Annotated in this window: 10 protein-coding genes; 5 read left to right on the forward strand and 5 right to left on the reverse strand. The window is 74.4% G+C overall.

Going from position 1 to position 13,069, the window contains the following annotated elements; translation table 11 throughout:
- Window positions 1–53: 53 nt before the first annotated feature.
- The 5 genes from ACOTKD_RS11300 (at window position 54) to ACOTKD_RS11320 (ending at window position 4,216) form a co-directional block, all read left to right on the forward strand.
- Window positions 54–935, forward strand: coding sequence for an undecaprenyl-diphosphate phosphatase (locus tag ACOTKD_RS11300; protein ID WP_424888751.1), 882 nt, complete (start codon window positions 54–56; stop codon window positions 933–935).
- Window positions 936–1,130: 195 nt separating this feature from the next.
- Window positions 1,131–1,727: a hypothetical protein gene (locus ACOTKD_RS11305; protein WP_424888752.1), complete on the forward strand. Its 597-nt coding sequence runs from the start codon at window positions 1,131–1,133 to the stop codon at window positions 1,725–1,727.
- 49 nt (window positions 1,728–1,776) lie between these two features.
- Entirely contained in the window at window positions 1,777–2,331 is a 555-nt protein-coding gene (locus ACOTKD_RS11310) for a hypothetical protein (protein ID WP_424888753.1), read from the forward strand.
- A gap of 296 nt (window positions 2,332–2,627) precedes the next feature.
- Window positions 2,628–3,050 (forward strand): type II toxin-antitoxin system VapC family toxin, encoded by a 423-nt coding sequence (locus ACOTKD_RS11315; RefSeq protein WP_302868528.1) that lies wholly within the window; start codon window positions 2,628–2,630, stop codon window positions 3,048–3,050.
- A gap of 122 nt (window positions 3,051–3,172) precedes the next feature.
- Window positions 3,173–4,216, forward strand: coding sequence for an enoyl-CoA hydratase/isomerase family protein (locus tag ACOTKD_RS11320; RefSeq protein ID WP_424888754.1), 1,044 nt, complete (start codon window positions 3,173–3,175; stop codon window positions 4,214–4,216).
- Window positions 4,217–4,248: 32 nt separating this feature from the next.
- Here the strand turns inward: ACOTKD_RS11320 and ACOTKD_RS11325 are convergent, their stop codons facing one another.
- The 5 genes from ACOTKD_RS11325 to ACOTKD_RS11345 form a co-directional block, all read right to left on the reverse strand.
- A complete protein-coding gene (locus ACOTKD_RS11325; RefSeq protein ID WP_424888755.1) occupies window positions 4,249–5,547 on the reverse strand; it encodes a CAP domain-containing protein in 1,299 nt (432 codons plus the stop codon).
- Window positions 5,548–5,668: 121 nt separating this feature from the next.
- On the reverse strand, window positions 5,669–6,676 hold the full coding sequence (gene meaB / locus ACOTKD_RS11330) for a methylmalonyl Co-A mutase-associated GTPase MeaB (protein ID WP_424888756.1): 1,008 nt from the start codon (window positions 6,674–6,676) through the stop codon (window positions 5,669–5,671).
- A gap of 16 nt (window positions 6,677–6,692) precedes the next feature.
- Window positions 6,693–8,903 carry a methylmalonyl-CoA mutase gene (gene scpA / locus ACOTKD_RS11335; RefSeq protein ID WP_424888757.1) on the reverse strand — a complete coding sequence of 737 codons (2,211 nt, stop codon included), beginning with the start codon at window positions 8,901–8,903 and terminating at the stop codon, window positions 6,693–6,695.
- Window positions 8,903–10,792: a methylmalonyl-CoA mutase small subunit gene (mutA, locus tag ACOTKD_RS11340; RefSeq protein ID WP_424888758.1), complete on the reverse strand. Its 1,890-nt coding sequence runs from the start codon at window positions 10,790–10,792 to the stop codon at window positions 8,903–8,905. The genes scpA and mutA overlap by 1 nt, the downstream gene beginning before the upstream one ends.
- Window positions 10,793–10,945: 153 nt before the next feature.
- Window positions 10,946–13,048 carry a SpoIIE family protein phosphatase gene (locus tag ACOTKD_RS11345; RefSeq protein ID WP_424888759.1) on the reverse strand — a complete coding sequence of 701 codons (2,103 nt, stop codon included), beginning with the start codon at window positions 13,046–13,048 and terminating at the stop codon, window positions 10,946–10,948.
- Window positions 13,049–13,069 lie beyond the last annotated feature (21 nt).

Below are 13,069 nucleotides of genomic sequence, written 5' to 3' on the forward strand. Positions count from 1 at the left end.
GCCGGTGCCGCAGTGCCGGCGCGGCCGCGACGACTTGGATGGCACAGGCCCACATGTCTTGGTTCGAATCGTTCGTCCTCGGGCTCGTCCAGGGGCTGACCGAGTTCCTCCCGGTCTCCTCCAGCGCCCACCTCCGGCTGACCGCCGCGTTCGCGGACTGGCCGGATCCGGGAGCGGCGTTCACCGCGGTCACCCAGATCGGCACCGAGGCCGCCGTCCTCATCTACTTCCGCAAGGACATCGCGCGGATCGCCGCCGCCTGGTTCCGGTCGCTGCACGACCGGAGGGCGCGGCACGACGCCGACGCCCGGACGGGGTGGCTGGTCATCGTGGGGTCGGTCCCCATCGGGGTGCTGGGCCTGCTGCTGAAGGACGCGATCGAGGGGCCGTTCCGCGATCTGCGGCTGATCGCCACGACGCTGGTCGTGATGGGCGTCGTGCTCGGGTGCGCGGACCGGCTGGCGGCGCGCGACGAGCGCGGCGGGCGGCACCGCGCCGCGAAACGGCGCAAGGAGCTGCGGGACCTGACGGTACGGGACGGGCTCGTCTTCGGGCTCTGCCAGGCCATGGCGCTCGTGCCCGGCGTGTCGCGGTCGGGCGCGACGATCAGCGGCGGCCTGCTCATCGGCTACACGCGGGAAAGCGCGGCCCGCTACTCCTTCCTGCTCGCCGTCCCGGCCGTGCTCGCCTCGGGGGTCTTCGAGCTGAAGGACGCGGGAGAGGCGCCGGGGGGACACACGGCGTGGGGGCCGACGCTCTTCGCCACGGCCATCGCCTTCGTGGTGGGTTACGCCGTCATCGCCTGGTTCATGCGCTTCATCTCCAGCAAGAGCTTCATGCCGTTCGTCGTCTACCGCATCCTGCTCGGGCTGCTGCTGTTCGCGCTGGTGGCGGCGGGCGTGCTGAGCCCGCACGCGGGCGAGGACGTGGGCTGACAAGCGGGCGCGGGCCGCGCAAGTCCGTCTCGTACCGTTTCGGGGGGCCTTAGTGGGATGAGGTGGCCCACGGCAATACCGGGAAGGTAGCGGGCTGGTCACGATTGGGGCAGACAGGCGTTCGAGGGCTTGTTACCGAGGGTACGGTTCCGGGGTCGTTTCAGCACTCACGTAACCCGAACCTCCGGGGGATGCATGCGCACCACTGCCGTCACCGTCGCCGCCTTCAGTCTCGCCGCCGCCCTGTCACTCACCGCCTGCAGCGACGAATCGAAGGCCGAGACCGTGAAGTCGGACGGCTCGTCGCCCTCAGCCGCCCCCGCCGGCCCGTCCGCGGAGCCCCTGGCGATGGGCAAGGGCACGGAGACCGTCGGCGCGGGTGGCGGCGGCAAGCTCGACATCACGCCGGTGAGCGTCGTCTACGCGGCCAAGACCGCGACCGACAAGCCCTCGCACGGCCTGTACGCCGTGGTCACCGTGCAGGAGCGCCCCATGACGGACGTGGCCGCCGCGGAGACCACGCCGACCGAGAAGGGCGGCTGGCAGTGGATAGCCGCCGACGGCCAGGCCGTCAGCGCCGAGCCGAACGTCTTCGTCCCGGGCTTCGACGCGGGCGGCCCGATCCGGGCCGGCGCCACCCAGCTGCGGGCGCGCACCTTCGACATCGCCGGCGCGCAGCGCGGCGGCACCCTCACCTACACGGACGGCGAGGGCAAGACCTTCCGCTGGCAGATCCCGGCCCAGGACTCCGGGCCGCAGGTGACCAAGGTCAAGAAGGCCCTGGGGAGCTGACACCGGCGCTCCGGATGCGCACCGCCGCGGCTCGGCGCAGGCTGTGCACATGGGCACGAGAGCGCCGCTGCGGGCGGCCGTGGCCTTCGCGGCCGCGGCCGCCGTGGCGACGGCGGGCGCGGCCTGCGGGGGCTCCTCCGGCAAGGCGGGCGCCACGATCACGCTCTCGGGCGGCCCGTCGGCCTCCCCGCAGTCCCGCACGGCCTCCTTCGGCGACACGTACGCCTACCGCGACGGCCTCAGGGTGACCGTGACGCAACCGGTGAAGTTCACGCCGAGCGGCACCGCCCTCGGTCACGAAGCGGGCAACCAGGCCGTCAAGTTGACGGTCGCCCTCGCCAACGGCGGCAGGAATCCCCTCGACACGTCGGGCGTCCTCGTCACCCTGGAGTCCGGCGCCAAGGCCGACCGGGCCCAGCAGATCTTCGACAGCGCGAGCGGCGTCGGTACGCCGTTCACCGGAAGCCTGGAGCCGAACGGCTCGGGCAAGGCGACGGTCGCCTTCGACGTCCCGCCCGGCGGCCTCGGCCGGCTGGACGTCGCCGTACGTCCCGGCTTCGGCCAGGAACGCGAAACGGCCCACTGGACCGGTTCGGCGGGTTGACGCGGCCGCTGCGCGGGGCCGGGAAATCCATTGATCCACTCGGCGCGTGTGCGGCTAGGGTGGTGGGTGCGGCGCGTCCGGCACCGCCGGACTGCCACCTTCGTGGTCGCGCGCCGTTGCGGCGGCTCGATTCCCGGGGATGCTCCCGGTTTCCCGGACCCCGTCCGGGCAAGCGGGCCCGCCGCAACGGCGAAGCACCACCACGGCGCGAGTCCGGCGGAAGGGGAACGCGTCGCAACCGGCGCGTTCACAAGGCCCGCCGGACGGCACACCCGCTGGGAGTCACTTTGATCGTCGTGGACGCCTCCGCCCTCGTCCTGGCACTCGCCGACGACGGAGCGCGGGGCGAGAGCGCCCGCGCCGCACTCGCGGCGGACGCCGACTGGGCCGCCCCGGAGCACATCCTGGTGGAGGTGATGCAGTCGCTGCGCGGCATGTACCTGGCGGGCCAGGTGACCGCGGAGCGGGTCGCCGACGTCGCCGGGCGGCTGCCGGGCCTGACGCTGCGCAAGGTCCCCGTGGAACCGCTGCTGGGACGGATGTGGCAGCTCAAGGACAACCTCACGCCGGACGACGCGGCCTACGTCGCCGTCGCCGAAGAGCTGGGGGCGACCCTCGTGACGGCCGACCTCCGGCTGCTGCGCGCCACCGGGCCGCGCTGCCCGATCCGCGGCATCACCGACGCCGCCGGCACCACCGCAGCCTCCGGCCGCGCCTGACAGAAAGCCCGGCCTGACAGGAAGCCGGGCCGACGCCGGGCCGGCCACCCGCCGCGCAGCGCGCGCCACCCGCCCGCTCCGCAACCGCTTCCGTGAATCCGCCGTTCAGTGAAAGGCGCACGATGACCACCGCCGACGACGCCGTCCTCCTGCGCCGCGAGGGGCGCACGGGCCGCATCACGCTCAACCGGCCCCGGGCGCTCAACGCCCTGACCCACGCCATGGTCCGCCGCATCGCCGGCGCCCTGGACGCGTGGGAGCACGACGCCGCGGTGACCACCGTGGTGCTCGACGGCGCGGGTGAGCGCGGCCTGTGCGCGGGCGGCGACGTGCGCGCCGTGCACGACGACGTCCGGGCCGGGGGCGGCGCGGCCGCCAGGGAGTTCTGGCGCGACGAGTACCGCCTCAACGCCCGTATCGCCGCCTACCCCAAGCCCTACGTCGCGCTCATGGACGGCCTGGTGATGGGCGGCGGGGTCGGCCTGTCGGCGCACGGCGGCATACGGGTCGTCACCGAGCGCTCCTCGGTGGCCATGCCCGAGACGGGCATCGGCTTCGCCCCCGACGTCGGCGGCACCTTCCTCCTCTCCCGGGCCCCCGGCGAGCTGGGCACGCACCTGGCGCTGACCACCGCCCGCATGGGCCCGGGCGACGCCGTGCACGCCGGGTTCGCCGACCACTTCGTGCCGGCCGCGCGGCTCGCGGAGTTCACGGCGGCGCTGGCGGAGGCGGAGGCGGCCGAGGCCGTACGGGCCTTCGCCGCCCCGGCCCCCGCCTCCGGGCTCGCCGCGCACCGGGCCTGGATCGACCGCTGCTACGCCGCCGGAACCGTCGAGGAGATCCTCGGCCGGCTGACGGACAGCGGCGTGGCCGAGGCCAAGGAGGCGGCGGAGGCGATCCTCGGCAAGTCGCCCACGGCGCTCAAGGTCACGCTCGGCGCGCTGCGCCGGGCGCGCCTGCTGCCCGGGCTGGCCGAGGTGCTGGAGCAGGAGTACCGCGTGATGTGCGCGTCGCTGGCCGACCCCGACCTGCTGGAGGGCATCCGCGCGCAGGTCGTCGACAAGGACCGCAGGCCGCGGTGGCGGCCGGCGAAGCTGGAGGACGTGGCGGACGCGGACGTGGCGCGGCACTTCGCGCAGGCGTCCGGGGGCGGGCTCGGGCTCTAGCCGCCCCGGCCGCTGCGCACCTCTACGCACCTCTACGTACCGAACAGTTGCGTCCAGTACGTGCCCGCGCGGCTGCCGGTGGCGTAGCCGACGCCGATGTACGCGAAGTCCGGTTTGAGGATGTTGGCGCGGTGCCCCGGGCTGTCCATCCAGCCCTGGACGACCTCCGCCGCGCTGCGCTGCCCGCAGGCGATGTTCTCGCCGATCCCCGGGTGCGGGGCCCCCGCGGCCCGTGCCCGGTCCCAGGGCTCGGTCCCTTCGGGCGAGGTGTGGGCGTAGAAGTCGCGGGCGACCATGTCGTCGCTGTGCGCCTGCGCGGCCGCGGCCAGCCGGTGGTCGGCGGCCAGCGGGCGCAGCCCGGCCGCGGCACGCTCGGCGTTGGTGAGCGCGGCGACCTCGGCGGTCAGCCGGGCCAGGCCCCCGGGCGTCATGGGCGAGGCCCACAGCGCCGTCCAGTAGACGTCCCCGCCGGGGCCGCTGACGTGGGCCGCGCCGGTGTGGACGACGGCCGGGTCGCGGAACGGCCGGGCACGCCCGGGGTCCGCGAGGCAGTACGCCGCGAACTCGGCGGGGGTGCGCGGCCCGGACACGAGGTGCTCGGCCACGGTCAGGCAGCGGTAGCCGGCCGCGGCGACCCGGTGGTGGAGCGAGGTCCCGTCCGGGCCCTCGGCGGCGAGCCGGCCCTGCGCGGCCATGCCGGCGGCGTGCGCGCGGGCCGCGGCGGCGAGCCGGTGGTCGGCGGTCACGGCCGGCAGCCCGGACTTGGCCCGCTCGGCGTTCACGAGCGCGGTGAAGGCGTCGGTACCGGCGCCGGCCGCAGGTGCCGCTGCGGGCCCGCCCGCCTCGTCGCCCTCGTCGGCCACGTCCACGCCGAAGTCCCTGGCCACGCCCGCGAGTCCCTCCGCGTACCCCTGGCCCAGAGCCCGTATCTTCCAGCCGGTGCCGCGCCGGTAGAGCTCGGCGAGCAGCAGCACGGTCTCCGGTCCGGGGCGCGGCGGCTCGAACCGGGCCAGGACCCCGCCGCCGCTTCCGGCGACGGTCAGGACCGGTACGGGCAGGGCCCCGAGCCGCGTGCCGGGGTCCGCCGGGCTGACCACGACCGTGACGCGCGCGGCGCCGTGCCGCAGGCCGCGCGGGTCGACGGTGACGGTGTCGCCGGTGAGCCGGGCGCCGGGGGCGGCCGGCTGGTTGTAGAAGACGAAGTCGCCGTCACCGGCGACCTTTCCGTTCTCACCGGTGACGATGACCGACAGGTCGAAGGGGCCGGGCACGCGGAGGGAGAGTGCGCCGTCGGGCAACGGCGCGTTGCCTCCGGCGACCAGGTCGTTCATGCGCGGCTCCTCCGGACACCGGCCGCGTTTCGGCCGGTGCGGTGGAAAACGTGCCGTACGTCCGGGAGGTTCCCGGGCCGGGGCTTCGCCTCGCCCCCTTGCCTTCAAACGCCGGGCGGGCTCATTGATTTCGCGGGGCGGCGGGTTGTGTGCGGAACGCCTCCAGCAGCCGTTCCGCCGCCAGCCCCGCCGGCAGCGTGCCCTCCCGCACCCGCTGTTCGATGCCCGGACCGGCCGCCCGCACGGCCGGGTGGTCCCGCAGTTCGTCCATGAGCTGTTCGCGGACCATCGTCCAGACCCAGTCGACCTGCTGCTCGCGCCGCCGCGCGGCCAGCGCGCCTGTGGTCTCCATGACGCGCCGGTGCTGCTCCAGCCGCTCCCAGACCGCGTCCAGGCCCGTGCCCTCGCGGGCGCTGCAGGTCAGCACGGGCGGGCTCCAGGCCGCGTCCGGCGGCTGCAGCAGCCGCAGCGCCCCCGCGAGTTCGCGCGCCGCGGCCTTGGCGTCGCGCTCGTGCGGGCCGTCGGCCTTGTTGACGGCGACGAGGTCGGCGAGTTCGAGGACGCCCTTCTTGATGCCCTGGAGCTGGTCGCCGGTGCGGGCGAGGGTGAGCATGAGGAAGCTGTCGACCATGTCGGCGACGGCGGTCTCGGACTGGCCGACGCCGACGGTCTCCACCAGCACGACGTCGTAGCCGGCGGCCTCCATGACCACGATGGTCTCGCGGGTGGCGCGGGCCACGCCGCCGAGCGTGCCGGCCGTGGGCGAGGGCCGGACGAAGGCGGCGGGATCGACGGCGAGCCGCTCCATGCGGGTCTTGTCGCCCAGGATGCTGCCGCCGGTCCGGCTGGAGGACGGGTCGACGGCGAGGACGGCGACCCGGTGGCCGAGACCGGTCAGCATCGTGCCGAAGGCGTCGATGAAGGTGGACTTGCCGACGCCGGGCACTCCGGTGATGCCGATCCGCCGGGCCGCCCCCGCGTGCGGGAGCAGCTCGGTCAGCATCCGCTGGGCGAGGGCCCGGTGGTCGGCCCGGGTGGACTCGACGAGCGTGATGGCGCGGGCGACGACCGCCCGCTTGCCGTCGAGCACGCCCTTCACGTAGGCGTCGATGTCGATCGTCCGCGCCATGGTCAGGAGCCCCTGCTCACAGTTCGTGGCCGAGGACCCCGGCGAGGGTCTTCAGCAGGTCGTGGGCGGCGTCGGGGATGACCGTGCCGGGCGGGAAGACCGCGGCGGCGCCCATCTCCAGCAGCGTGGGAACGTCCTGCGGCGGGATGACGCCCCCGACGACGATCATGATGTCCTCGCGGCCCTGCTCGGCCAGTTGCTCGCGCAGCGCCGGGACGAGCGTGAGGTGACCGGCCGCGAGCGAGGAGACGCCGACGATGTGCACGTCGGCCTCGACGGCCTGCCGGGCGACCTCCTCGGGCGTCTGGAACAGCGGGCCGACGTCGACGTCGAAGCCGAGGTCGGCGAAGGCGGTGGCGATGACCTTCTGGCCGCGGTCGTGGCCGTCCTGGCCCATCTTGGCGACGAGGATGCGCGGGCGGCGGCCGTCCTCCCGCTCGAACGCCTCGACCAGGGTGCGGGTGCGCTCCACGCCGGACGACGGTCCTGCCTCTTCGCGGTACACACCGGAGATCGTACGGATCTGCCCGGCGTGCCGTCCGTAGACCTTCTCCAGTGCGTCGGAGATCTCACCGACGGTCGCCTTGGCGCGTGCGGCGTTCACGGCGAGGGCCAGGAGGTTGCCTTCGAGGCCCGGGCCGCTGCCGGCGTCGGCGGCCCGGGTGAGCGCGTGCAGGGCGTCCTGGCAGGCGCTCTCGTCGCGCTCCTCCCGCAGCCGGCGCAGCTTCTCGATCTGCTGGGCGCGCACGGAGGAGTTGTCGACCTTGAGCACCTCGATCTGCTCGTCGCCGGCACCATTTTCAGGCCGGTACTTGTTGACGCCGATGACCGGCTGCCGCCCGGAGTCGATGCGGGCCTGGGTGCGGGCCGCGGCCTCCTCGACGCGCAGCTTGGGGATGCCCGCGTCGATGGCCTGGGCCATGCCGCCGGCGGCCTCGACCTCCTCGATGTGCTGCCAGGCGCGGCGCGCGAGGTCGTGGGTGAGCCGCTCGACGTAGGCGCTGCCGCCCCACGGGTCGATGACCCGGCAGGTCCCGGACTCCTGCTGCAGCAGCAGCTGGGTGTTGCGGGCGATGCGGGCGGAGAAGTCGGTGGGCAGGGCCAGGGCCTCGTCCAGGGCGTTGGTGTGCAGGGACTGGGTGTGCCCCTGGGTCGCGGCCATGGCCTCGACGCAGGTGCGGGCCACGTTGTTGAAGACGTCCTGCGCGGTCAGCGACCAGCCCGAGGTCTGCGAGTGGGTGCGCAGCGACAGCGACTTGGCGTTCTGCGGCTCGAAGCGCTTGACGAGCCGGGCCCACAGCAGGCGGGCGGCGCGCAGCTTGGCGATCTCCATGAAGAAGTTCATGCCGATCGCCCAGAAGAAGGAGAGCCGGGGCGCGAACGCGTCGACGTCCAGACCGGCCCCGATGCCCGCCTTGAGGTACTCCACGCCGTCGGCGAGGGTGTAGGCGAGCTCCAGGTCGGCCGTGGCTCCGGCCTCCTGGATGTGGTAGCCGGAGATGGAGATGGAGTTGTAGCGCGGCATCTTCTGCGAGGTGTACGCGAAGATGTCGGAGATGATCCGCATCGAGGGCCGGGGCGGATAGATGTAGGTGTTGCGGACCATGAACTCCTTGAGGATGTCGTTCTGGATGGTCCCGGCCAGCTTCTCGGGCGGTACGCCCTGTTCCTCGGCGGCGACGATGTAGAGGGCGAGGACGGGCAGCACGGCGCCGTTCATCGTCATCGACACGCTCATCCGATCCAGCGGGATGCCGTCGAAGAGCTGGCGCATGTCGTAGATGGAGTCGATGGCGACGCCCGCCATGCCGACGTCGCCGGTGACGCGCGGGTGGTCGCTGTCGTAGCCGCGGTGGGTCGGCAGGTCGAAGGCGACGGACAGGCCCTTCTGACCGGCCGCCAGGTTGCGGCGGTAGAAGGCGTTGGACTCCTCGGCGGTGGAGAAGCCCGCGTACTGCCGGATCGTCCAGGGCTGGTTGACGTACATCGTCGGGTACGGGCCGCGCAGGTAGGGCGCGATGCCGGGGTACGTGCCGAGGAAGTCGAGCCCGTGCAGGTCGTCGGCCGTGTAGAGGGGCTTGACGCCGATGCCCTCGGGGGTCTCCCAGACGAGGTCCTCGGCGCTCTTGCCCGTGGCCTCCTTCAGGGCCGCGCGCCACTGGCCCGGGTCGGCGGGGCCGTCGTGCGCCGGGCCCAGGCCGATGCCGGAGAAGTCGGGGATCGGCATCACGCGACTCCCATGCTGTCGAGGACGGAGGAGAGGACGGCGACGGCGTCGCCGCCGGCGAAGACGAACGCGTCGACCCCGGCCTTCAGGTACGCCTCCCGCTGCTCGCCGCCGGGCTTGCCGGCGAGGAACACCCGGTGCGCGCCCGCCGACTTGAGGGCGGCGGCGACGGCTTCGGCCTGCTCGGCGTAGAGCTTGTCACTGGAGCAGAGGCAGGCCACGCCGGCGCCGCTGCGCGCGAACGCCTCGGCGACGGAGGCCGCGTCGACCGTGACGGGGTCGTGCACGGGCTCGATGCCGCCGGCCTGGAAGAGGTTGGCGGCGAAGGTGGCCCGGCCGGTGTGGGCGGCCGCGGGGCCGAGCGCGGCGAGGAAGACGCGCGGGCGGGCGCCGGCCCCGGCGAGGTGGGCGTCGGAGCGGGCGCGCAGGGCCTCGTAGGCCTCGTCGCGCCGGACCCGGGGCAGGCCGCCGCCGGGGGCCGCGGGTGCGGGCTCGCGCCGCAGCGGCTGCTCGCCGAGGTTCGGGAACTCGCTGACGCCGGTGACGGGTTCGCGGCGGGTGGCCAGGTCGGCGGAGCGGCGGGCCCAGGTGGCGGCGAGCCGCTCGGCCACCAGGCCGGAGCGGAGCGCCGCGGCCTGGCCGCCGGCGCGCTCCAGCTCCTGGAACCAGGCCCAGGCGGCGTGCGCGAGCTCGTCGGTGAGCGCCTCCACGTACCAGGAGCCGCCGGCGGGGTCGATGACCCGGGCCAGGTGGGACTCCTCCAGCAGCACCGACGAGGTGTTGCGGGCGATGCGGCGGGCGAAGGCGTCGGGCAGGCCGGCGGCCTCGTCGAAGGGCAGGACGGTGACGGCGTCGGCGCCGCCGACGCCCGCGCCGAGGCAGGCGACGGTGGTGCGCAGCATGTTCACCCACGGGTCCCGGCGGGTCATCATCACCGTGGAGGTGACCGCGTGCTGGCGCTGTGCGGCGCTCGCGGCGCCGGCGCCGCTGACCTCGGCGACGCGGGCCCAGAGCCTGCGGGCGGCGCGCAGTTTGGCGATGGTGAGGAACTGGTCGGCGGTGGCCGCGTAGCGGAACTCCAGCTGCGCGCAGGCCTGATCCACCGTCAGCCCGGCGGCGGTGAGCGTGCGGAGGTAGGCGACGCCGGTGGCGAGCGAGCAGCCGAGCTCCTCGGCCGCGGACCCGCCGGCCTCGTGGTAGGGCAGGGCGTCGACGGTCAGGGCGCGCAGGCCCGGGCGGCCGTCGGCGCACAGGGCGGCGAGGGCGGCCGCGGCGGCCAGGGGCCCGTCGGGGGCGGTGTCGCCGCCGGTGCGGGCCAGGGTGCCGAGCGGGTCGGCGCCGAGGTTGCCGAGGGCGGCGCGCGGGGCGAGGCCGCGCTCGTCGTACAGGCGCAGCAGCTCCCGGGCGGCCGGCTCGAAGTCCGCGCCCGCGTCGAGGACGACGGGGGCGAGGTCGAGGTAGACGCCGTCGAGGGCGGCGGCGATGCCGTCGACGGGGATGCCGGCGGGGCCGGTGGTCAGCCAGAGGGAGGTGACGCCGTTCTCCAGGTCGGCGAGCACGGCCTCGTTGGCGTGCCGCGGGTCCGGGTGGGCGTGGCGCTGGCGCACGTCCCAGCCGGTCACGGCCGTCCCCTCGGGCCGTCCGCCGCGGACGAACGGGGGGAAGCCCGGGTATCCCGGCGCGCCGGGGGCGTCGTCGGCGGTGTAGAGCGGGCCGGTTGCGAGCCCGTCCTGGAGTTCGGTGGCGAGCGCCGCCTCAGCAGCCGGACCGGACGCGTCAGCCGCGCCCGCTTTGCGCAGTACGCCCTCCACCAGGCGCTGCCACTGCTCGCGGGTGGGGTCCGGGAACTCGGCGGCCAGGGGGAAGCCTTCGTCAGGCAGGACCGTCATGGGGGGAAGGCTAGGGGAGCCGGGGCGCCCTGCAGCAGTGGCAACCGCTGTGACCTTGGCCTCTTCGGCGTGGACGCCTTCGCCGTGGGCGCGCCGGCTCCGTGGCCGCGCGTTCCGCCGGGGCCCTCGCCGGCACGAGCGGAGGACGTCCCGTCAGATGGCGTCCTCCGCCTCGTCGTACACCTCGTGCCGCCCGGGCACCACGAACTCGCACCACACGCTCTTGCCCGTCCCGCGCGACTCGACCCCCCAGACGTCGGCGAGCCGGTCGACGAGCAGCAGGCCGCGGCCCGAGACGCCCGACTCGCCCGGTTCGCGGCGCCGGGGCAGCGTGCTGGACCTGTCCTCGACGTCGACGCGCACGCGCCGTTCGGGCCCGGTGAGGATGCGGATGGTGACGACGGCCGTGCTGTCGGTGTGGATCAGGGCGTTGGTCACCAGTTCGTCGGCGACCAGCTCGATCTCGTCGGACCGTTCGCGCGCGCCCCAGGCCCGTACGGCCGCGCGGATCATGTGGCGGGCCGCGGAGAGCGCCTCCGGGTCGGCCGGGGCGATGTGCTGCTGCAGCCGGCCCCCGCCCCGGGTGGCCGCGCCCTCGCGGCGCAGCAGCAGCACGGCCATGTCGTCCTCGCCGACGCGCTCCCCGATCACCTCGCACAGCCGGTCGGCGAGCTCGTGGAGCGCGTAGGGGCCGGCGCGGACGATCGCGGAGAGGCGCTGCATGCCCTCGTCGAGGTCGGAGCCGGGCTGTTCGACGAGGCCGTCGGTGAACATCAGGAGCGTCTCGCCCGGGTCGAGTTCGACGGTGGTCACGGGGTAGTCGGGGCGCCCGAACTCGGTGGAGAGGCCGAGCGGCAGGCCGCCGGAGACGGGCAGGCGCCGGCACGTGCCGTCGGTGTGCCGCAGCAGCGGGTCGACGTGGCCGGCGCGGACCAGCTGGACGACGCCGGTGGACAGGTCGGCCTCGGCGTAGGCGCAGGTGGCGAAGCGGTCGGTGTCGAGCTCGTGGAGGAAGGAGGAGGCGCGGGCCATGACGGTGGCCGGGGCGTGGCCCTCGGTGGCGTACGCCCGCAGAACGATGCGCAGCTGGCCCATGACGGCGGCGGCCTGGGTGTCGTGCCCCTGGACGTCGCCGATGACGGCGCCGACCCGCCCGCCGGGCAGCGGGATCACGTCGTACCAGTCGCCGCCGATGTCGCGGCCCATGCGGGCCGAGCGGTAGCGGACGGCGATCTGCGCGCCGGGGATCTCGGGGATGCGGCGCGGCAGCATGGACTGCTGGAGGCCCTCGGCGAGGTCGTGCTCCTGGTCGTAGAGCATGGCGCGGGCGATGGCCTGCGAGAGGCTGCTGGAGAGGGCGATCAGGAGGTTGCGCTCCTGCTGGGTGAAGCCGCGGGTCTCCCGGTAGAGCAGCCCGATGGCGCCGACGGGGCGGGCCTGGGCGATGAGCGGGAGGTAGGCGGCCGACGAGATGCCGACGTTCTTGATGCGCTCCCACAGCCACGGGTAGGAGCCGGCGAACTCCTCGCGGGACTCGATGAAGCGCGGGGCCAGCGTGCGGATGACGTCGCTCATGGGGAAGTTGTCGTCGATGCGGGTCCAGCGGGTGCCGGGGATGTAGTGCTCGCCGGGGCCCTCGGCGACCATGTGGATGCGGCCGGCCTCGACGATGCCGAGGACGAGCAGGTCGGAGCCGAGGTGCTGGACGGCCCGGTCGTCGCGGAAGAAGTCGATGACGTCCTGGACGGTGCGGGCGTGGGCGAGGGCGGCGGTGAGGGTCTCCACGATCGTGGTGTGCGTGAGGCGGTTCTCGTCGCGTCTGCCGATGGAGTGGCCGAGCTCCTCGGCGGCGTCGCGGACGATGCCGATGATGCGGTGCGGGTGGCCCTCCCCGTCGCGCCGGATCCGGCCCTGGGTGTACGTCCAGCGCAGGGTGCCGTCGGGGGTGCGGATGCGGTAGTAGGCGCTGTAGGTCTCGCGGCCCTCCTTCAGGGCGCGGGTGACCTGGGCGTCGAGGTCGGCGGCGTCGGAGCGGAGCACCTTGCCGGCCAGGCCCGAGAGGCGGCCGTTGAACTCCTCGGGGGTCAGGTCGAAGAGCTCCAGGGCGGAGGCGTCCATGTGGAGCACGCCGGTGTCGAGGTCCCAGTCGAAGCCGCCCATGCGGTTGAGGGCGAGCATGACCTCCGGGCGAGCGGGCCAGTCGTCCGGCACGGAACCTGCCGGCGCGGTGGCAGGCGTCGCTCCCCGATCAACCATAGAGCTACTCTGACACCTTTT

The organism is Streptomyces sp. XH2, assembly GCF_049725035.1.
In the GTDB taxonomy this organism is placed as follows: Bacteria; Actinomycetota; Actinomycetes; order Streptomycetales; family Streptomycetaceae; genus Streptomyces; species Streptomyces roseoverticillatus.